Raw genomic sequence first — 21,372 nt, forward strand, 5'->3', positions numbered from 1 at the left:
TATTGGTCGAAGCTGACAATAGGCTGAACCGGCGGCAGCGAATTATTTGGGGAGCTTTCAGGCTGCTGTCAGCTACAACTTGCAAGAAAGGGGTCGTTAACAAAGCCAAACGAAGAGCCCCTATGAAACCCGTCCTGACCTCGGCACTTTTGCTCAATGTGACCCCCGGCGGCTGCATCAGCAAATTGATTTGGGAAACAGGCGCGCCGGTTCTAATGACCGACGCAGGCCGAGGTCTGGAACAGCTGGACCAGCGAACGGCGTCTTCGGTTTTTCAGGCAACAGCCACATGGAAGAATATGATTGGCTCGACCATGCGCCGAGCTTTGTCGAACGGATTGGTCGCGGGCGCACCACCACAGATTATGGCAGGTTTACGCCCTGGCCTTGACACCCGGGGTGATCGTCACCGGCGGAGCCGCGGCGTACTGATCGGATATCCAACGTCGCTGAGTCTCTCGTCGGTGCAGTGGATCTCTCGGCTTAGCCATCATGCAAAAAACGACGGTTCCGCGACACCACTTTTCAGGTCCGTGACACAGGCTTTGTGAGCCGATCTGTTGTTCTTACCCCAGGCTAATGGCTGAACAGCTCTGTCGCCGGCTCGATGCGCCAGATGGCGCGATGTTTTGAACCCTTTCACGAGGCGACGGCAGCAGCCGACCGGCTCTCCTATCGCGGCTCCCGCGATCCACACACCCAACAAGGGAATCTACCATGGTAATGAAGGCACCGGTTGCCGACGCTAGGAATGGGTCGGTAGTAGATCGGCTGGTCGGCATCGACCTCGCTCGGGGCCTGGCTGTCTTCGGGATGTATGCCGCCCATCTCGGTCCCGACCCCGGCGAAGGAGGACTAGTCGGGTTTCTGATGGAACTAACCCATGGGCGGCCGTCGGCCCTGTTTGCCGTATTGGCCGGTTTTTCAATCCTCCTGATTACAGGTCGCAAGGCGCCGAAGTCGGGGATAGCCGGTAGACAGGCCATCGCCAGAGTCGCAATTCGTGCCCTTGTTTTGCTCGCGCTTGGCTCAATCCTGGGCTGCCTCGGTACCCAGGTCGAAGTCATCCTAGAATACTACGGAATTTGCTTCTTGTTGGTATTGCCGCTCCATCGGCTCAGCGCATATCAGCTGGGCTTGATCGCTGCCGCTACGGCATTAGTTCTCCCGCAAGTCCGTTCCTCCCTTCTGTCGGTTGCCCCCAACCTCCTCGACCCGGTCTTCAACCTCATGGTCAACGGCTACTATCCCGCGGTGACCTGGGTTCCTTTCCTCATCGCTGGCATGGCCATCGCGCGCCTTAATCTTAATACGCTAGCAGCGCATTGGCGCCTTGGTCTGGCGGGGGTCGCGCTGGCCGTGTTGGGCCATGGGGGATCCTTGCTCGCGCTGAGTTCCCGCGCTTTGACTGAAACCTCCTTGTGGTGGTCTGACGTTGACGGCGCTTTTGAGCCTTCCAAGTCGTCATTTATAGTCAAGTCGTCATGGATAGCCGCACCTCATAGCGAAACGACGCTTTCGATCGTGGGCAGCACCGGTTGCGCAATGATCATCTTGGCGGCTTGCATGCTCGCTGTGGATGCGCTCCCGCGTCTGCGAAAGCTGGTCTGGCCAATAATCGCAGTCGGCTCGATGTCTTTGACGGCCTATGTGCTGCACATTGCGGGAATAGCCTATCTTATGAAGATAAACATTTTCAAAGACGAGAGCCTGTCCACGCTCTTTGGCTTCGTTGTGGTTATCAGCACTTTTGCGGTGCTTTGGCTGCGCGTCTTCCAGCGAGGACCGGTGGAAGTGCTGATGGGTAGGGTCGCAGATCTCGCGCGTCACATCCGCTGAGCACCGCCGCGCCCCGGCCTCCCGATCACATTACGGACAAGGTGGGGCTTTGTCCAAAGCTTGTTCGCGGCAGGGGAGGGTACTTCCTCCCACCCTGCCGCCTTGTTGATGGAAGCTAAAACGGTCGCGCAGGCGCTAGAGTTGCATCGGCATAATCAGCTTAAACTCGCGAAGTTAAACCCGCGGTTGGTCTATCTCGGCCCGCCTCACCTGAAAGGCTAAGGTATCCGTTTCGGTCAAGGGTTTTAGGGGCCATTTTCGCTGCGCCTTGAGGAGAGCGTTTGCTAGGATGAGGAGCTTTCGCAACAAGATGATGACCTTTGCGGGTTTGCCTGCCGCCTTTAGCGCCTGGTATTTTGCCTTGAGGTCGGGGTTGAAGCGCAGGGCGAAGGCCGGGCATGTAGAGGGCCTGGCGAACATTGGCCCGGCCGCCCCGGATGAAGGCGCGGCCGCTCCATTTTGCCGAGGCCGGCGAGGCTTGCGGCCTTTGGTTCCGAGTTCCGGCATGTCGATGGTGAGTGTGCAGGCGGTGGCATCCGATGCGCCATATGCTGGTCAGGATTTCGCGGCGCTGGACAGCGTCGGGATCGGCTTTCATGAGGGTAAGCATCGTCTGATCGATATCGCTGAGTTCACGTGGATCTGCTTCCAGCCACTCGTTGTTGTGGCGCCTGAGCAAGGCAAGCGGTCAAGGTCTGGCTCTGGTGCTGGCTGCGGTGCGATCCCCGCACGGGCCAGGTGCCGATCGTGTCGACGATCCACCTCGCCGCGGCCAGAGAGCTGCTACTCTCTTCCGCTGTTCATTCTGGCCTCTTCGCAATGAATGTCATAAAATCACCTGTCGCAATTAATGGTTTTTGATTTGGCTCCAACAGCTGGCAGATATCGCCGAGAGTTCCGCAGAGAGCGTCGAAAGTTTTGGCCGCCTTCTTCCGCAGCCGCGCCTTGAGTTTTGAGCAGACCTGTCTTGATCGGGTTGAGATCGGGCGAGCATGGCGGCAGGATCAGGAGCCAGTGCCCCTTTGGCCAACCAGTGGGCGGCGCGTACCTTGCCGACAATCTGGGGTTCCGAACCCGACAGTTGGTTTTCAACCCGACAGTGGCCCGCCTCAGAGCAGGCTACCGCCCTTCGGAGCAGGCAGAAGCTAATCGAGGTTCGCGGGTTCCGGTTTGAATGTGCAGGTCGCTGCGCGCCTGATCTTTCGGTCTGGCGGCACATGACAAAAACCCTCATTTTGGCCGACGATACCCGGTCAGGAGCGGGTATCGCAGTCGAGAAGCGACCCGAGCACGTCCACAAGATGTGCCGAGTTTGCAAGGTGTGTCATTGTTTCTGTCAACGTTCGAGCGACAGGGCACGACGAAACGTCTGGCATACGCCTCGTCTGGCACGCGCCTCGCATATGTTGCAGTTGCTGCTGGAGATCAGGCGATCGAGTGGGCCTTGCAATTTTCCGATTTTGATGCGCCTAAAGTCTCGTGTACAAATCAGGCTGGCGTGAATGGCCTGCCTAAGTTGCGACTTATTACAAAGGAATGGATATGGCGACTGGAACGGTGAAGTGGTTCAACAGCACGAAGGGTTTTGGTTTTATTCAGCCTGACAACGGCGGTCAGGATGTCTTTGTCCACATTTCCGCTGTTGAACGAGCGGGCCTGTCGACCCTTAATGAGGGCCAGAAGATCAACTACGAGGTGGAACAGGATCGCCGCACGGGAAAGTCCTCTGCAGGCAGCCTCAGCAAGGTTGGCTAACGGTCCGGGAAAGCCTTGGCAAGGTTCGTCATCGCCGGAACGCATTGACGGCTCGAAACCCGGGCCGGAGCATGCAAGTTAATGCCGCGGCAGGGATTGCTGGAGCCATCATGAATTACTCTGGAAATGAGGCTCTTGGACGGGAAAGGCGGGGCTCATCCCCGCCCTTTGATTCCGCGCAGATTGGGCCAACGGCTGCTGCGCGTCCGAACGACTGTTAATACGGATTTAGGCTGCGACCTTCTTGCGGGTCCGTTTCGCCGGCGCCGTGGCTGGGGCTTCCGGCTCTTTCGGTTTGCGGCCGAGTCCCATGGTCTTGGCCAAGGCGGAGCGCGCAGCGGCGTAATTCGGCGCCACCATGGGATAATCCGACGGCAGACCCCATTTGGCGCGATATTCGTCTGGGGTCAGACCATAGTGCGTCGCCAGATGGCGCTTTAGCGATTTGAATTTCTTGCCGTCTTCAAGGCTAATGATGTAGTCCGGTTCGATCGACTTTTTGATCGGGACAGCAGGTTTTTTTAAAGGCACAGGCTCTTCTGCCGGTATGAGTCCAGCCGTGCCGTTTAGAGCCCCGTGCACTTGGGCGATCAGGGCAGGAAGCTCCCCCGCCGGGACGGGGTTGTTGGAGACGTAGGCTGATACAACATCGGCAGTGAGCTCGATGAGGATGTCGGTCTTGTGGGGTTCTTCTGTCATAAACTTCTCCGGGCAGCTTGAAACACAGTTGGGCGAAGTGTCGCTTCATAGTGGCGGTTGCCGCTGAAAGCAAATGGATCGACGGGTGCGCTGCTCCTCCACCATTGAAGTCTCGGCGACGCATCCCGTCATCGTCCATCGCTAAAGGCAGCGTATTGAATTATGGGAGCGGTCGCGCCCGCCCCACCATAGCGATACAGCAAGACAATCAAAAAAGCCGGTCTTTGCTTGGCCCCAAATCTTTTCTCCTTTCGTGAACGCTGAGCTGCCAAGCTGCTACAGTTCACCTCGCGGGGCAACCGTGCACAACACAGGAGTCGCCCGAGCGATACATTCTTCACTTGCCGCTTATCAGCGCTGGTGATTGCACTTTGCAGCCTGCCTCCGGACCCGCAGCGCTCACGCTGTTGGTTTTGCGCCTGCAGGCGTCGGAAGTCGGATCGCCGCAGCTAATTTCCTCAGGCGGACGAATTCAACAAATCGATTGTTTGGATCGAAGGCATCCACACCATCGATGCCTCTAGAATATGATCCAGCTACAATCACCGTGCTGTAATGGCCGGGACGGCCAGCACAAGCGCGACACGATCCGGCGGGTCCATCGCTGCGTTACGTATTCATGGCTACTGCATCGGGCGCTCGGTCGACCGCCTTAAGCCAGGTCGCCGCATTGCGAGACGGTGACCGGCGAGGGAGAGGGCGCTCTGGCAACGAAGCGAGGCGGGTGGCCTTGCGGGTGGCCGCGTGATGTCATCCGGCTCTCCTGCCGATCTCTGCCGGCCAGATCTGGAGCAACTGTTTTGCATAGATATGGCTCTCTTCAGGGGGCCATCTATGATGGGAGCCGAGCGCGTGTTCGAGCCGGGGAACAGGCTGCGCATGCACTGTGCCCACCTATTGCGATCGTGCTAACCTTGGTTGTTCGGACTTGCCGTTAAAGGCAAGCGACAGATTGAAGTTATGCTGCACCATCTCATTGCCTGGCTCGTTTTCGAGAGCTCGCCGATACAGGGCCTGTGCCGCGTCATGCCGCCCCTCAATGTCCAAAATCACGCCCTTCGCATTCAATGCACGTACGTTTCCTGGGGCTGCAACCAAGACGCTGTCGAGCACCTCAACCGCTTCGTGCGGGCGCTTCTGGCCCACCAAGGCATTTGTAAGTCGTATCGCCGCATCAACATTGTCCGGGTGCTGCTTCACCTCATCCCGCAAAGCCCGCTCTTGAACATCCTGACCAACTTCGCGCAAAATGCGTTCGCGCATAGCCGGATCGATTTGATCGGCGCTGAGCAACTCGGGGGAAGATGTCTCCTGCACGGAAAGAGCCGGCTTTTGCCAGCTGGCGCAACCGCCCAAAGGCAGAATGGCGAGTACGGCAAAAAGAAGTGAGTTCCGGCGCAGAAACATAGGCGATGGAGAAACTGTATTACTATTCATGTTATCTCTCAGTTATCGGGGAGGCGCGTGGCGTTCAGTTAGGAAAGGTGGGACTACTCTAACAATCCGCTGTTCGATCCGTGCGGGAGTGTGACGGATCCTGCGGGGCGAATTGTAAAGTCGGAGGCGAGGTCTTGATACGACAGCACGGCGAGATCAACCCCGTTTCGCGTCAGAAAGCCGCGGACGAAACGTCGGACATCCATCGACGTCAACAGAATAGGGCGGGTTTGACCCGGTTCTGCGTTCGAAAGGACCTGACGTATCTGTGATAGCATCGCTTCGCTTTGCCGATCCTCCAGTGCGAGATAGGGGCCTGCATCCGAATCTCGAACCGCGCCACGCATCACATCCTCGCTCTCGCGCTCGACGACCAGGGCGGACACGATGCCCTCCGTGTTGGCATGGCGGTGGCAGATCTGTCGCTTCAAACCAGAACGGACATATTCCGTCAGCAGGGCAACGTTTTGCTCACGCTCGCTCCATTCGGCCAATGCCTCCAACACGAGACGGGTGTGGCGGATTGGGATACCTTCCTCCAGGAGGCGGCGCAGAACATCGGCAATCCGAGGAATCGGCGTCGTGCGTAGCACCTCTTTCACAAGCTCAGAATATTCCTGCTCCATTCGGCCCAGGAAATGTCGGGTCTCTTGGATGCCCACCAATCGCGGTGCGTAGCGGGTCAACGCTGCATGGACGCGCAAGGCGAGGAGTTCGCCGGGAGCCCTATGCTCCGTGCCGGCGCCCGTAAGGGCCTTTGCAGGGGTATGTTCAACCGGGAGTCTGTCCGTTTTCGGCTCACGTCTAAGGGGGACACCGCTCGAGTCGACGTGCGCTACATCGGCTCGGAGCGCCATCTGGTTTGGATCTAAGGCGTCCTGTTCGACTGGCACGCCCTCGACATCAATTCGGAATTGCGATTCAGGCAGCTGCTCGTCAACCAAGACAGGGATGCGAGGAACGATAATGCCCAGATCGGCTGTGACCAGGAGCGAAACGCGCCCAATATGTTTTTGCAATTCGGCTTGATCGACCGCCTGCATAAGATCTGGCGCTAGAAAAAATGCGATCGGGAATTCCTTCGCAGGCGCGGCTTGCTTAGGCTCCGCTGCAGTTCCACCTTTCGCATCGGCAGTGCCGGCGCCCAGCACATCAGCCTTGACAATGCTTACCGCAGCGAACACTGCGGCCAGCATCAGAAAGACGGGGAGGGGAAACCCAGGAACGAACCCCATTACAACCAGGACGCCGGCCGCCAGTCGCAAGGCTCGAGTGCTGGCCGTGAGCTGACTGACCATTTCTGTACCGAGGTTGATCCTCGCCGTCCCAGTCACACGGGTGACGATGGTCGCCGCAGTAATGGAGAGCAGAAGGGCCGGAATCTGCGATATCAATGCATCGCCTATCGTCAGCAGAGTGTAGTGATGCAGTACCTCGCCGAAGGACATGCCCTTGGAGAGCAGGCCGATCGAAATTCCACCCAGCATGTTGATGCAGATAACCACCAGCCCGGCGATGGAATCGCCCTTCACAAATTTCATCGCGCCGTCCATCGCGCCATATAGTTGGCTTTCCTTCTCCAATTCGGCGCGCCGCCGGCGGGATTCGTTGGCATCGATGTGGCCGTTGCGTAGCTCTGCGTCGACCGCCATTTGCTTGCCCGGCAGAGCATCCAGCGTGAAACGCGCCGCCACTTCTGCCACCCGTTCGGCACCCTTCGCGAGGACCATGAATTGCACCATGGTGACGACCAGAAATATGACGAAACCCACCACGATATTGCCTGAGATGACGAAATCGCCAAAAGTATGAATAATGCTGCCGGCCTCCCCCTCGGCCAGGATCAGTCGCGTCGTTGCGACCGTGAGCGCGAGACGGAATACAGTGGAAATCAAAATAACGCCGGGCAAAGAGGAAAAATCAAGTGGAGTACTGACATACAGGGCAACCATCATCAGCAGTATGGCCAACCCCATATTGAATCCTATCAGGGCGTCGACCACCACGACCGGGATAGGCATGACCATCATCGCGACAGCCAGAAGCAGCATCAACGCAACCATTAAATCCGGGCTGGCCGGCGCACGCTTGATGAAGTCACGCAGGACGTTGGCCATCGAGACACCTTTGCAATCGGTTGAGACTTACTCTGCTGTTACGCCATGAAACGTGGCTTTCGAACTCCGAAGGCGCCTCAGCCTTGGCCAGCGCGTGACCCTGCATGAGAGCCACAAGCAGGCGCGAAATGGCTGGGCAGCAAATGTTTCCAACGCAGCCAGCTTGTCAGCACCGAGCGCGACAGGATGTTTGGCTGGCCATAGAGTGCTGCTTGATGGGGCCTGCGAGCTTTCAATATTGGAGAGCAGCAATGCGGCCATTCCTGCTCAGCAGCACACGGCTGTCCTCAATACGATCGACCACCCATCCATCAGCCAAAATGGCGCCGACAAAATACTTCTCGCTGTCGATGACAATATATGGTTGGACCCCATGCCACACAGCTTCGACCGCGATTGCGGATGGCGCCTTCTCCTCTTTGATGAGCACTCCGTTCACCAGTGTTAGAGTACCCTTGGTGCGACGATCGAACGATTGCTGAAGCTTCTGCCAGCTGATGACCGATTCAGACGTGACGGTGCCTTCGGCGGTCACAACACCCTTTGCCGACCCAATCTTGACGTCGAGAAGACCCGCTCGATCGACTTCCTCCTGCAGCTCTTGGGCCGCTGCCTCCGTAAGTTCATTGTCAGCGCGGTGACTGATCGTTCTGGACGCGACTTCAGCCCGAAGTGAATTGGGGCTCGATCCACTTGCATTGCCAAGATAGGAGATCGTGCCTGAAAGCGCGCCGATCCCGAGTGAGCTGATTATGACCATGGCGAGCACACCGATCGGTAGGCGCGGTATGCCGGTCGAACCAGGCGGCTCTGCATCCTGCACGGACAAAGCAATGGACATCTCGCCTACGAGCAGGACGACAGGAAGGGGCACAACAACGGACTGGCCTGCGGCGATATTCCGGTTGCCCTCGATACTGAGTCCGGGTGCAAGCGCCTCCAGTTCGATCGACTTGCCAAGAAGAGTTACACGAAGGTGCTGCGGTGCCAGTCCCTGCTCGACAAAGACCAAATCGGCATCGAAGCCGCTGCCGATTAAACACTTTTGAAGATCCGTCTTGCCGGTCAGACCGCAATAGTGCCCCGAACGCACTTCGAAACGGAGGGAAACGGCGTCATCCACAGAGCATCTCTCAAACAGGATAGAAGCCGCATGGCAATTGCCATGCGGCTCATTTCGGGACTACGTCGCGTCAATAAGGAGACGCGCTAGGGGCAGTCTAAAACCCGCTTCCGACATTACGAAACGCGTTCGTCGGCGGCCTTCTTGATGGTCTGGAGATTGGTCGTTAGAGTGCGCAACTGGACACTCCTTTTCGTCGCCTCCAAGCTAACATTGGTTAGTTCCTGCACTTGCGCCTGAAAAGCAGTAGCATCAGCTCCGCTTGTATTGCCGGGAGTGCCACTGTTAGTTTTATCGGTATTGCCGGCGCTACTGGTATTGGTATTGCCTGATTTTTTATTATTATCAACTGCAGCCATGATCATTCCTTTTTCTGTTGGAGTTGTGCCGTCAATAACGGCCTGTATGACCTCACGCCGGATTTTCCCGCGTCAGGCATCTTCTGTGTCATCCAAAGCTTCATCGGCCTCAGCCATCGCATCGTTCGCGAATTGGAACGCGAACGATCGCAGGATACTTTGGAAGGCTTCACTTTGTGCTGCAGACTGTGAGTTGTCTTGAAGTTGATCATTTGAAACGGTCCGGTTATCCGCCCGATCGTTCCCGCCAGCTGGCTTGCCATCATTCCCACCAGCTGGCTTGCCATCATTGCCACCAGCCGGCTTGCCATCACCAGAATGCTCGGATTTCGAATCCCCATGGCCCTTTCGGATCAAGGAAGTCCCGAGGTTGCCAACTCCACTCCCAATTGCTGCTATCATCAGGTACTCCGGCATTTGCCATTGGCGGCGACGTGTTAAAGGTTAACCTCGATCAAGCTAAGGGCGGGAGCTTTCGAGAACCTGACGGCTTTTGACAAAAACCGGCCAGCGCAAAAACGTATGCTCTGCAGGATGTTGCTCTCGCATCGAACAGTCGACCACGATCTCGGCTGTTCGGCCAATCCCGCCGTCCACGCATGCCGCGACCGAATGGCAGCCGCAGCAGCTCGTTTGCATCCTCGATGCTGTGGTGTCGAACAGGAGACACGGTCCACGTGCTGCATGACCGCAATGACCGTATTCTTGCTGGCTCCACGGGCGCACGCAACGAGCAGGAACTCGGTCTTTGCATCACCATTCTCTCGCCTGCACATCACGGCCCGGCGCGGTGAGCTCATTGGCTTCGAGAAGGTCGGCGACCGTACGAACATGGGATGGTCTGCCGGCTTTGGGAGGCCGGTGCGGATCCTCTTCTCACCATATCGAAAGCTTGAAGCGGTCGGATTTTCTTGCCCTGTTCGTGAGAACTCCCATCGTCAGCTAATCGTCAGCCAAGCGGTCTATCTAGGCCGGCCGTGCCTGACCTTCGGATCCAAAGGTCCCGTCTCGACACTTTTTGTAACTATAGATCGAAATGGTTTCCCGCGCGATACGCAACGCACACGCTTCTCTGAAGCAAATGTGTGACTTTGTCGGTGGCGAACGAGAGGAGTGACGCATCAATAAAATCGTCAGGCACGTGTCTAGGAAGGGGAGCTAGCCGAGTTGGTCTGATTTCATTCGCTGTTCCTGGAAATCGGCGGACTGAAGCGCTGATAATCTCAGGACATCGATGGCAACGTTGCGAAAGTCCTGTGAGCTCGGGCCAATCTTGGCCTGCTACTGAGAAGCACTTTGGCGGGAACATTACGCCGTCGCGGGTCTGGCTGACCGTGACGTTAACCGAAAGATGCCGCTGGTCTCGTCAGCCGCCAGCACAATAGCAGCACATTCTCGCCTACTACGGAGACGCAATATGAAGGGCATTGGCCGACCACGGAAATCGCAGGCTGAAACTGGAGCCAGCCGCGCGGGGCGGGCGAGCAGTTCCCTTTCGCAATCAAGTCTTGCTGCGGGAGAAGGTGGACAGTCATTCGATTCCGTTGTGGAGCAGATGCGCTCTGGGGACGCCGATAGGAGGCCCTCCTCCCTTCCAGTTGCGCGCGGTCCAGGCGATGCCCGCGAAAGTCTGCCAGGCGCCTCGATTGGCGAAGATCAAATCCTGAACGCACCGCCACGTGGAGCCGCTGCGCCACCACGCGGAACCGTAGCGCCACGTGGCGCAGCCGCAAGGCGGCGCGGTTCTCCCTCCATGTCTGAGGGCGAAGCCATGGCGCCGGTCGGTAGCCAACTATCAACCGCGCAGGTGGAAGGCACCAGCTCATCGTCAAATGAAGATATCAGTCCGACACAGCTCAGAATGAACAGTCTTGTTCAACAACTGACTGATTGCGAGGCTGCGGCCAGGAAAACCGACGTCCCCGAGGAGGCGGTGGAGCTGATCAGTCGGGTCGTCGATGCAGCCTCAGCAATTCTGGAGTACCGCGCTAGCCTGCCTGCGGCTGAGGCGCAGACAATTATGCCAGACGACAAGGTGCGTAGATGTTGCCAGATCGTGTGCGACGCCGCGAATGAAGTAGACAAACTTGGCCTGTCGACGATCACGAAATTGGACAAAAAGACCAAGAAAGCGGCAGGTATGGTCGATAAACTCTACTCCTACTCCCAGGCGGACCGGCAGGAGCTGTTGATTTTAAATGTGGAGAACCACCATACGGCGGCAATTAAGTGGTGGGAAAAAAAGGTATGGCGCTCCGAACGGCAGCGATCCGCCTGCGCTGCCACCGCTAGCCTATCCAGTGGAACGCCCGTGATGCGGGAAGCCGAGCGGTGCGCACTGCGGCTGCGTGCCGGCTCGGTACTGAGTGTCAGGATCTGGCTGGTCCGTGAGCGGATCGGTCTTGCGCGGGCCAAGATTGAACTGCGGGCGAGCAGGTTCGAGCCAGATTTGAAGGAACTCCTCGTCGGTCGAAATGGAGTGGTGCAGCTGATGGCAAGCGCCGGTCAAGAAGCTCTTCGCGCCCTCTCTTTGGCGAAGGGCATAATGGATGATGGCAAAGCACTCAACGCTCATGATTGCGCGGTTGTAGAAAAAATCATGGAGCGGCTTTCGGATTTTGGATTGGCGTTGCACGAGGTGCATACCAAGCTAAGCCATACCTACCCAGATGCCGGCCTCCCATTGAAACTGTTCGAACGGATCGTGGACGATGCATGGATCACTGCGCACGATGCCATGCACTTGTTGAACCTGCAGTCTCCGCCGTCAGCCATCATGGCGCCACAGGCCCAGGCGGGCGCTGCGATGCCGGCCAGGGCAGGCGCTGCGATACCGGCTGACACTGCTGGTACGGCTGCAGTGTCAGAAGGCACTACAGCGCGAAGGAAAGGGAAGTCAAAGCATAAGTCGGCAGCTCGCGCCGGGACTTCTGCCGCCGGGCAGCCATCAACACCAGTCGCTGCGAACGCCGGCACAGTGCCAGCAGCCAAGGTTCTCGCGCGCTCGGATCAAGTTGCGAGTACACAGGTGAGAGCGCAAGAGGTGGCTGCGAGTTCGTCGGGGGCAGGCTCGACAATCGGGGGCGCCGCGTTGTCAATGGAGGTATTGACGGAGCGGCTCAAACGATTGGACGAACTTTTGCAGTTCGATCTGGCCGGTCAGCAAAGCGTCGTCTCCCAAGTGCGCCAGATGAAGCCTGAGGAGGCCGGTAAGGTCGTGGACGATGTGGCCCAGTACCTGCGAGCCCAGGCCATTGAGATGCAAACCTGTCTCGCCGGGTTGCAGGGGCGTAATGTACGCCTGCTACTCACCTCCACCCAGCTACCCAAAGTGCACGAACGCACAGACCAGCTCAAAGGGTTGCTGAACATGGTGCTGGGACAGGCCAACGCATTGAATGAAGGAAAAGCCGGCATTACGACTGATTGCATGAAGACCTACGCATTTCCGGCGCAAAAATACCTGGAACATTTGTGCAATGCCGACGAATTGATGCCGCCGGAGGCACCGGTCGCGCTGCGTGGCGAGCCAGGAAAGCTGTTTGAGATGAAGCTGCAGCCCGAGATGCTGGTCAATGGTGCGATGCCGAGCCCGATGTGGGTGCACATCCACACGAGTCGCCCCGTCATGGCCAGAAACTTGGAAGGGCTGGCTGATTCCGAATTCACCGCTTGCCACGTTAAATCCAACGAACAGCGCGGCTACAATCGAGAGCGAGAGGAAGCCGATGCTAGGTCCGGTCGCGAGAAGGTCATAATTCATCGCGGCAAACTCACCCCCGCTTTCTGTAAGTCCTTGTTGACCTCGGGGCTTGGCCGCCAACCACGCCATTCGCGTGCCGAGCTCCCGTCGGCGCAGGCTGCATGACAGGGCACGTACTTTGGGGTCTAGGGCAGAATGCGGCCGGCCACGCTGTGAGTCAGCGAGCATTTCTCCTGGCCAAACCGCGAATGCCGCTGCGCGAGTTGCGGTCCGGCGATTGGAGTCGATCGGCTACCGTCAGGGCCGATTTGCGATGTCGCGTTACCTGCTGTTGACGTGGCGGCGTATCTTGCCTCCCATCCAACTTATCGCCGAGATCGCGCCGCCAAGATCGAGGCGGAAGGTCTTCCTGCGAGCGCGGAGCAGGCATAGCCGATCCGATCGGGATCGGCGCATCGCAACGACCCAACGGTGTGGTGGAGAAAATTGGATTCGGGAGAGCTCGTATCCAAGAGGCGGAGTTCCGGCCCGAATACAATCCGCTCGCAAGCACCCACGATGCGCATCCGCAGTTTATTGTCTGGGAGATGGGCTGGATTGCTCGGCGGCGCTGGCGCTAAGGCGGGGCTGTCGCCGGACAATTAGCATTCACTGCCAACAGCCTTGCAACCGTCACCAGTTGCAAGGCTCGGCGGCGGGTCGACAAATCACATGAAATCGTCGTCGGACCCGCTATCGCTGCTGTCGCTGTCCTCGGTTTTGTGGAGATAGAGTGGAGGTTTGCCTGCACGCTGCCACTCACCGGCACTGTTCTTCGTCCATTTGTCGGGATGCTGCGTAGGGTCAAGCACCAGGTCGCCATGATCCACTTCAACAAACCCCATCGTCTGCGCGCGCGCTTGTGCTTCCGGATTAGCCGCACGCCAATTCAGCAACGGTCGGTCGCCGTCTATCCGAAGTTGATGCTCCAGCAGAATATCGCCCGCATTTTCGACGAGCGGATGGGCGACTTGAAGATCCACTATGGAAGTGACCTCAGTTCGACCAGGAAATTGTTCCCGCCAACTTTCCGATTCGAACTCGTTCATGCTGAATCCGCCTTCCATTCTCAGCAGTCCGGCACTCCGGTCTCCCAATTGGTAACTGAAATATCGCGCGTGCTCCGTATCTCGACGGATGCCATATTGCTGAGCAACGTCCGCGGTGCGCCTGGCTCGTGACGATACGAACTCCGAATACTCTTGAGGATTGTCGGCGATGTGCGTGATTTCATCACCATGAAATTGCCTCACCTGTCTCCTGAAGGAAGTCCTGTTGATCTCCACCACAGGAGGTCGGGAATTGAGGGAGTATGCTTGGGGAGCCGCCGATGATGAGGCGCCGCTACCTTCCGATCCGGATAAGTGCATTCGGGCAAATGTGTCCGCGAACCCTTCGCTTCCTGCATCCGATTGCTCGCCGGCATTATGCGCGCGGTAACTATCGGATGAGCCACCAATTCGACCATACATGACGATTCGTACTCCTATGTTTCGCAACCGAGCTCAAGTTAGCACGGCTGTTCAACATAGGGCGCTTAGTTGACGACTAGCTGACGAGGGCATTCCAACGGCTGCACCAATCAAATCCGCACTGCCGGCCTCAAAACCTCGGACTGCGCCACGCACCGGCCAGCAGAGGCTGCAAGGTCATGCCCGGAGGACTTGCCGTAGTTGCTGGGTGGCAGATCCGAGGGGAGTGATTGCCCCAGGCCCGCGGTTGCGCGGTTGGCCTGGCAGAGACACTGGGGCACGGATGGCCAGCCGACATTTGCCACTAGCATGGAGCCAGGTCAGTTTTGAACTGGGCAGTCGTGGACTTCCAATGACTAGGCCAAGCCTGCGGCAAAGAATGCTTTCGCGACAGGCTGGAAATATTGCATAGGAACCGCGTGGCCGAGTTTTGTAGTGCTTATCAGCTGACGCGCTAAGACATGGTCATGGACGATCGTCAGGCGTAGTGCCCGCGCCTCACTCAACACATGTGAAACGCGCTCACCTTCGGCACGGCAAACTAAGAACGGCACCCCGGTTTCACCGCGAACGTAACGCAGACCGATCAGGACCGCCCTTCCTGTTAAGACCAGCGTGGCGCGATGCACGCCAAGCGCAGGCTCGTCGGCCGCCTCCTCGCGGATGCGACGCTGTTCACCTTTCAACTCTGGCGCTCCTTGCTGATCCTTCGACTCGCGCGTCACTTCGGTATTGGTCATGCGCATTTCGCGCAGATACAACGCGCGCTGGAGCAGGAGATCGATCAGTCCGCCGACCAGCAGTGCGCCGGCGCCAATTCCCATCAGCAATTTTGTCTCCATAAAGATGAGGCCAACACAGCCCATGCCGCAGATCGGCAGAGGGACCATTGTCTTCCACATCCCGAGAAGGACAATGGAAAAGGTTGCGCTGAGAACCAATACCTTGAACATGGTCTTGCAGACTTCGACCATGGAACGAGCAGACCCCAAGCGCTTCAGCCCTTCAAAGGGGTCAATTTTCTTAAAGCTGAGCTTCATCGGCTCCAGAGAGAAGACAAATCCACCATTGGCTAGCAGGCTGGCCAAAATCACCGCGGCGACGAGGGTTCCAAGCAGCGGGCCAACAGCCGCGACGGTGAGTTGGACGAGCACAACCAATGCCTGCGGCACCGCGGTATCGAAAGGTAGGCTCTGCAACTTGGTGGCTAATAGGAGCGCTTCCCGGCATTTGTCCTCGATCACGCTGCCTCTTAGCCAAAGGTAGCCGAGCCCAGCGCAAGTCCCGACCGCGCGGACGAAATCGGAGCTACGTGGCAGCTGTCCTTTTTTGCGCGCTTCACTTAACTTCTTCGGGCTGGCGGCGTGTGTCTTCTCTTCACTTGTGTCGCTCATGGCAGCAATTTGTCGAACCACTCCAGCACGCCGTTGGCACGTGTGACCTCCAGTTTCATGCTCTCCACCAGATAGGCAGCGTAGGTGACCATGAGAACTGGAAAGACAATGTTCTTGATTGCCGGAGACAGTTGGCTCGCCTTAAATTGCGGGGCAAAGCGACGCAGCAGCATCATCGATATATCAATCAGTATCAGGAAGAACACGACAGGCCCCGATACCAATAATGCCGTGCGCATTATGCTGTCGAGAAGCCCCAACAACTCCATTGCTCCTGGCCCGCTCAGTGTCGGGTGAAACTGATACACCGGCCAAATCAAGTAGCTGCGGTACAGGACACTGATCAAAGTTTCCAGGCCTCCTGATCCGACGAATATGGCAATCGCAGTGATCCCCAGAAAAACGCCCATCGCGGAAGCCTGACTGTTCGTCGCGGGATCGGCCGAAGCGGTCGGGCTGCTGATGCCGCGTTGGTTGTCGATAAGCTCCCCGGCAGCCTGAAGGCCCCAAAGCGGAATGCCAAGAAAAGTGCCAAGGAGTACACCGACAAAAACTTCCTTGAATCCGAGCAGGGTTAGCTGGATCAGGCGTGTATCAGAATCCAGCGCCGGCAATCCGCCGCTGACGTGTGCCAGGCATGGTAGTGCGAAGCCAACAGCCAAACAGCCCCGGATCAGCCCACTGATCTGCGAGCGTGTGAATACGGGAAAGATCAGCATGATGCCCATCGCGCGGGCTGCCCCAAGACCTGCCGCAACGACGAGTTCGAGAGCCGTCTGGATCAGAATTTGAATATCGGCCGATAGCGCGTCCATGGGGAGGACTAGTAGCTAAGTGTCATTGCGGGAAACTCGGTGAAGATCTGATCGGCTAGCTCTATGAGCGGGGCGCTTAGCACAGGAGCAAACAGCCCAATCACCGCGACAACGACCAGAAGCTTCACGGTGAGCGGCAAGCTTTCATCCTGGATCTGCGTCGCCGCCTGGAGGATGCCGATAACGAGGCCGACAACCACTGATGCAATGAGCGGCGGTAGAATCCAGATCATGAAAACCACCAGTGATTGGCTCATAAGAGTAATGATGCTGGATTCAGTGATGATCAGCCTCCCGGTAACGTATAACTCAGCACAAGCCCATGCATCAATTTTGACCAACCATCAATGGCAACAAACAAAAAGATCTTGAACGGGACAGATATAACAGTTGGTGAGACCATCGACATACCCATTGCCATCAAGATAGTTGTCACTATCAGATCTATAACAATAAAAGGCAGATAAAGTAGAAATCCCATCTCAAATCCGCGCTTCAATTCTGATAGCAAGAAAGATGGTACAAGTATTGCAAAGTCATCAGGCGTGGCTGCAGCGTGCATTTCCTCTGGCCAGACCTTTTCTGTCGAAGATAGGAAAAATCGCCGCTGCTCTTCATTTGTGAATTTCTTGAGATGCTCGCGCAAGGGCTCACTTCCGGCTTTAGCGGCGCTTACCCAGTCGTCGAATGTCTGATAGTGGAGCTTGGGATCCGACATGCGGTCATAGGTCTGCTCAGCAACGGGCGCACTAACGAACATAGTGAGGATCATCGCCGCGGCGTACAGCACCACATTGGGTGGTATGGTCTGGGTCCCGAGCGCATTGCGGACGAGGAAAAGAACAATTGATACCTTTACAAAGGCCGTTGTCGTGGCAACTGCTAAAACCAGCAGACCGAGTCCGGCGGTAACCGCAAGAAGCGCCAGGATTGTCGGCTGAGCTTCACTCATTGCATGCAAACCCGCCACGGAGCCTGATGCCCAGCTCTTCTCCGATGCGGACAATGTCGCCACGCCCGATACGCTGACCATTGGCCACTATGTCGACCGGGCCGTCGATCGGCCATCCAAGTTCAAAAATATGCCCTTCGCCGGCACTTCTTAATTCCCCAAGAGAAATAGGCCAGCGGCCGCATTCAAAGACAAGCACGATCTCGACATCGTCGAGATCCTTAGTAAGCTCCAGTTGCGATCCGGGTTGTGTCATATGCGCACTCTCCAAAGGACACGGTCGCGGGCGGAAAGGCCCCCGCAAGATTAATTCATCGCCGTCAAGATCCGCCTCGGCGCACAACTGGCCGACAGCTAGGGTGATCTGGCCGCGGCCGAACGGCGCAATATCGGGCAACAATGCATCACCGACACATGCGCTTCGAAGAAGCGCCGCAGGAAGGCGAAGCGTGCCGACCTCTCCTGCAACAATGAGCGGGAGCTCTGGAGGCAGCCCGCCCAGCTGCCGCGGCAACTGGGCAAGCAGTTCGCCTAGCGCGCGAAACGCAGGCGGTACTAAGCCGTCAAGAGGCGTGAACAGGAATAGACGGCCCTTGCCCTTGACCGCGCCGAAAATGATGTCGAGTTCAAGATGAGGAGCCAGCATCGTGGCTTCGCATACCCGCACGAGTTGCACGTTCAGACGCGTCGTCTCCTCCAGTCGAGTGACAAGCGGCTCCAGAGCGAGTTCGAGAATTAGCGAAGCAGTTGGCTCGGAAGGGAAGGCCAAGCCGTTCTGCACTGTCGTGATGAACTCCTCTACGAGCGGGCGCGACAGTGACAAGATGACCGTTTCGGCTCCCACTCTCCAGACGCAGTCAAGCATCGGAATGGCAGCAGGTTCCTGCTGCCAGACAAGCCCTGCCGTTCGCACCGATAGCGGCACCTCGTTGATCCGGCTTTGAAACGGCGTGCGCGGCGCTCCTGTATCATTGAGCCACGAGACAACCGTGCGGGACAGTTTCAGAACTGGTTCGAACATGGCGGGTGTGACCGCAGCGCCTATCAAAGACTGCACGGTCGTGTCATTCGGACGACCTCTTGCGACCGTCGGATCCGGTTGCGCGGCATTTAGGCAAGCGACCCCCTCGCATATTTCAGCAGTATCTCATCGTCGGCCTCGATCTCGGCTGCGGCCTCCGAATGAGTCTCGACGGCGCGCCGCACGTCGTCCTCGATTTGTTGCCATTTGTCCCTTGCCGCCGAACATATGACCCATAGCTCCCTCGTCCTGGACGCCGCCATCTCAGCCTCCTCTTGAGCGATTTGGGTATCATCAAGCATCTGCCGTCTGGAATTGATCTCAGCGGCAAGCTGTTCAGTGTGAAGGCGGTGACGGTCGAGCGCTGCGCTAGACAAGTTGTCGAGTGACATCAGATGCTGATAGAGCGCTGCTTCTTTTCTTGAACAATGTTGCTGTATCATTGCAAGCTCCCTAGAGGCATTTTGTACGGCTGAGGCGGCCACATCGCGCTGGGCTTCCTTCTTGGACAGCTCGCCAAGGGCACGACGCTCTTGCATTTCCTTCAGAAGCCGTAACCTCGAAGACTGAACCCAGTTCACGCGGTCAGACGCGACATCCATGCGACCGTCTCCTCGAAATCTGACGCGTCATCTTCGCTCTGGCGCAGAAACTCCCTCAGTTCGTCGATTGACGCGACGGCCCGGTCAGTCAGGGGATCTCCACCTGGCTTGTATTCGCCAACATTGATCAAGAACTCGGTCTCGGCATAGCGCGATAGGAGCTCGCGGAAAATGGATGCTGCCTTGCGATGTGTCCCCGAAACGACTGCATCCATGACGCGGCTGCGACTCTGCAGCACATCAATAGCGGGGAAATGCGATCGCGCCGCAATAGCGCGTGAGAGGATGACATGGCCATCGAGAATACCACGCGATTCCTCGGCGATTGGATCACCCGTGCCATCACCCTCTACAAGCACCGTATAGAAGGCCGTGATTGAGCCCCGCTCACCCATGCCGGCGCGCTCGAGCAGGCCTGGCAGCATGCCAAAAACGGAAGGAGGAAAGCCCCGTCGCGTCGGCGGCTCACCCGCAGCAAGGCCTATTTCGCGCATAGCGCGGCAGAAGCGCGTCAGCGAATCCAGCATGAGAGCAACGCGTAGGCCCTGATCGCGAAAATATTCCGCGAGCGCAGTCGCCATTGGAGCGCATTGCGCACGCTCCACCGCCGAGCGGTCGGAGGTTTCAACCACGACGACCGTACGGAGAAGGCCCTCTTCACCAAGATTCCTTTCGATGAATTCACGAACTTCCCGTCCACGTTCGCCTATGAGCGCCACTATGACGACGTCAGCGGCGGCACCCTTTACGATCTGTGACAACAGCGTCGACTTGCCACCACCTGGCTCGCCATAAATCCCGATCCGCTGGCCCTCGCCGCACGTCAGCAGACCATCGAGGACACGGACCCCAAGCGGGAATGGCCGCTCAATCATGCGCCTCGTCATCGGATTGGGGGCTCTGCCATGCAGGGGCCGAGTTTCGACGGTCTTGATTTCGCCTTTGCCGTCCAATGGGCGGCAACGACTGTCGATCACGCGACCGAGCAAATCGCCGCCGACGGGCACCTCACGCATTCGGCCAGTGGCCACGACCTCTGCGCGGCTGGATAGGCCCACCAAGTCCCCGATCGGTGTCAGCAATACACCATCACCCGACAGGCCGATCACCTCGGCCTCGAGCGACAGCCCGGTTCGCGGGTCCTCTAGGAGGCAAAGTTCCCCAATACGAGTATCTGGCAAGACGGCATGAACCAGTGTGCCGATAGCCCGCGTGATCCGACCGCGCACCGCACGCGTGTCAATTCGCTTGGCCGCAGCCCTCAAAGACGAGATTGCTGGAACGAGAGCTCGAGTGTCGGCGTCAGCGTTATGTTCTGGGACGGGCTTTCTCATAGCTCGCCTTTTTCACATAGCGTCCCGAAACCAAGGCGCAGCGCGCGCATCTGGGCGTCAAGTCCCAGGTCGACATTGCCGTACTCGCTCCACAGCACGCACCGTTGCGGCGACAACGTCGGGTCGGGCTCGATCCGCACCCTTGGTCGACCATCCTGGCCGTCGCATCGAGCAAACTCTCGTGCAAGCATGTCGACTTGCATGGGAGAAACATGAAGGCAAACTTCGGCGCCGCTGTATTGACACTCTATGGCGTGACGAACAGCCCTCACCAGTAGCTCGCCCGGATCGAAAGCGCCGATAAGATCGCTCAATATTTCCATCACGAGCTGCGGCAATTCCTGCTCCAGAGCCGCCTTTCGTCGCGCGATTTCGGAGATTGTCTCCGCAATCAGCCCTGCCATCTCCTCGGTGCCTGCATTCGAGCCCTCCATGTGGCCGCGCACCCACGCCCGCTGGTAAACGGCGCGTGCCCAGTTTCGAACGCGCTGCCGATGCCGTTCTGCCGCGGCAAGCGCTTGCGCGGCGCTGTGCCAGGTTTCGAGCTCGCTCGCGGGTATCAGTGGTCCGATTGGACGCATCTGCGGCGCTATTGGCCCCTCGGAAAGTTCGGCTGTCATTTCACCGGGGTCTCTGTCTCAAAATGAGCTAGTACAAGTGAAAGCAATTGGCCGGCGGCGGTCCAATGCTCAGGTGCTGGAGTCTCCGCGG

At 57.8% G+C, this 21,372-nt stretch carries 18 protein-coding genes; 3 read left to right on the forward strand and 15 right to left on the reverse strand.

Features of this window, described 5'->3' with window-relative positions; translation table 11 throughout:
• The first annotated feature begins 717 nt into the window (after positions 1 to 717).
• Positions 718 to 1,839, forward strand: a complete 1,122-nt coding sequence (locus tag EJ077_RS01925) for a DUF418 domain-containing protein (protein ID WP_126097377.1) — start codon at positions 718 to 720, stop codon at positions 1,837 to 1,839.
• 1,542 nt (positions 1,840 to 3,381) lie between these two features.
• Complete coding sequence (locus EJ077_RS01930) at positions 3,382 to 3,594, forward strand: cold-shock protein (protein ID WP_127249593.1); 213 nt, start codon at positions 3,382 to 3,384, stop codon at positions 3,592 to 3,594.
• A gap of 228 nt (positions 3,595 to 3,822) precedes the next feature.
• On the opposite strand, the gene EJ077_RS01935 is transcribed toward EJ077_RS01930, so the two are convergent.
• The 6 genes from EJ077_RS01935 to EJ077_RS01960 all read right to left on the reverse strand — a co-directional run bounded on the left by EJ077_RS01935 (position 3,823) and on the right by EJ077_RS01960 (position 9,731).
• Positions 3,823 to 4,293, reverse strand: a complete 471-nt coding sequence (locus EJ077_RS01935) for a MucR family transcriptional regulator (RefSeq protein ID WP_127249594.1) — start codon at positions 4,291 to 4,293, stop codon at positions 3,823 to 3,825.
• Between the two features lie 894 nt (positions 4,294 to 5,187).
• Positions 5,188 to 5,730 (reverse strand): tetratricopeptide repeat protein, encoded by a 543-nt coding sequence (locus EJ077_RS01940; protein ID WP_245458616.1) that lies wholly within the window; start codon positions 5,728 to 5,730, stop codon positions 5,188 to 5,190.
• A 53-nt stretch (positions 5,731 to 5,783) separates the two neighbouring features.
• Positions 5,784 to 7,847 carry a type III secretion system export apparatus subunit SctV gene (sctV, locus tag EJ077_RS01945; protein WP_063169272.1) on the reverse strand — a complete coding sequence of 688 codons (2,064 nt, stop codon included), beginning with the start codon at positions 7,845 to 7,847 and terminating at the stop codon, positions 5,784 to 5,786.
• A 232-nt stretch (positions 7,848 to 8,079) separates the two neighbouring features.
• On the reverse strand, positions 8,080 to 8,970 hold the full coding sequence (locus tag EJ077_RS01950) for a hypothetical protein (RefSeq protein WP_127249595.1): 891 nt from the start codon (positions 8,968 to 8,970) through the stop codon (positions 8,080 to 8,082).
• Positions 8,971 to 9,086: 116 nt separating this feature from the next.
• The gene (locus tag EJ077_RS31810; protein WP_224570034.1) at positions 9,087 to 9,329 is read right to left on the reverse strand and encodes a nodulation protein NopA; all 243 of its coding nucleotides are present in this window, start codon (positions 9,327 to 9,329) and stop codon (positions 9,087 to 9,089) included.
• 72 nt (positions 9,330 to 9,401) lie between these two features.
• Positions 9,402 to 9,731: a hypothetical protein gene (locus tag EJ077_RS01960; RefSeq protein ID WP_091595908.1), complete on the reverse strand. Its 330-nt coding sequence runs from the start codon at positions 9,729 to 9,731 to the stop codon at positions 9,402 to 9,404.
• 1,351 nt (positions 9,732 to 11,082) lie between these two features.
• On the opposite strand from EJ077_RS01960, the gene EJ077_RS01965 reads away from it, so the two are divergent.
• Positions 11,083 to 13,197: a hypothetical protein gene (locus EJ077_RS01965; protein WP_245458617.1), complete on the forward strand. Its 2,115-nt coding sequence runs from the start codon at positions 11,083 to 11,085 to the stop codon at positions 13,195 to 13,197.
• Between the two features lie 542 nt (positions 13,198 to 13,739).
• On the opposite strand, the gene EJ077_RS01970 is transcribed toward EJ077_RS01965, so the two are convergent.
• The 9 genes from EJ077_RS01970 to sctL all read right to left on the reverse strand — a co-directional run bounded on the left by EJ077_RS01970 (position 13,740) and on the right by sctL (position 21,281).
• Positions 13,740 to 14,543 (reverse strand): hypothetical protein, encoded by an 804-nt coding sequence (locus tag EJ077_RS01970; RefSeq protein WP_024505378.1) that lies wholly within the window; start codon positions 14,541 to 14,543, stop codon positions 13,740 to 13,742.
• Positions 14,544 to 14,899: 356 nt separating this feature from the next.
• Complete coding sequence (locus tag EJ077_RS01975; RefSeq protein WP_029354843.1) at positions 14,900 to 15,937, reverse strand: EscU/YscU/HrcU family type III secretion system export apparatus switch protein; 1,038 nt, start codon at positions 15,935 to 15,937, stop codon at positions 14,900 to 14,902.
• Positions 15,934 to 16,752, reverse strand: a complete 819-nt coding sequence (gene sctT, locus EJ077_RS01980) for a type III secretion system export apparatus subunit SctT (RefSeq protein WP_126105038.1) — start codon at positions 16,750 to 16,752, stop codon at positions 15,934 to 15,936. The genes EJ077_RS01975 and sctT overlap by 4 nt, the downstream gene beginning before the upstream one ends.
• Before the next feature lie 8 nt (positions 16,753 to 16,760).
• Entirely contained in the window at positions 16,761 to 17,036 is a 276-nt protein-coding gene (locus EJ077_RS01985; RefSeq protein ID WP_024505375.1) for an EscS/YscS/HrcS family type III secretion system export apparatus protein, read from the reverse strand.
• A 2-nt stretch (positions 17,037 to 17,038) separates the two neighbouring features.
• Complete coding sequence (sctR, locus tag EJ077_RS01990) at positions 17,039 to 17,704, reverse strand: type III secretion system export apparatus subunit SctR (protein WP_095486053.1); 666 nt, start codon at positions 17,702 to 17,704, stop codon at positions 17,039 to 17,041.
• Positions 17,697 to 18,725 (reverse strand): type III secretion system cytoplasmic ring protein SctQ, encoded by a 1,029-nt coding sequence (gene sctQ, locus EJ077_RS01995; protein WP_126105039.1) that lies wholly within the window; start codon positions 18,723 to 18,725, stop codon positions 17,697 to 17,699. The genes sctR and sctQ overlap by 8 nt, the downstream gene beginning before the upstream one ends.
• 89 nt (positions 18,726 to 18,814) lie before the next feature.
• Positions 18,815 to 19,327, reverse strand: coding sequence for a hypothetical protein (locus tag EJ077_RS02000; RefSeq protein WP_095486055.1), 513 nt, complete (start codon positions 19,325 to 19,327; stop codon positions 18,815 to 18,817).
• Positions 19,303 to 20,661 (reverse strand): type III secretion system ATPase SctN, encoded by a 1,359-nt coding sequence (gene sctN / locus EJ077_RS02005; protein WP_024505372.1) that lies wholly within the window; start codon positions 20,659 to 20,661, stop codon positions 19,303 to 19,305. The genes EJ077_RS02000 and sctN overlap by 25 nt, the downstream gene beginning before the upstream one ends.
• Positions 20,658 to 21,281 carry a type III secretion system stator protein SctL gene (sctL, locus tag EJ077_RS02010; RefSeq protein WP_091595841.1) on the reverse strand — a complete coding sequence of 208 codons (624 nt, stop codon included), beginning with the start codon at positions 21,279 to 21,281 and terminating at the stop codon, positions 20,658 to 20,660. The genes sctN and sctL overlap by 4 nt, the downstream gene beginning before the upstream one ends.
• Positions 21,282 to 21,372: the final 91 nt, after the last annotated feature.

The sequence above is a fragment of the Mesorhizobium sp. M8A.F.Ca.ET.057.01.1.1 genome (genome assembly GCF_003952565.1).
GTDB lineage: Bacteria > Pseudomonadota > Alphaproteobacteria > Rhizobiales > Rhizobiaceae > Mesorhizobium.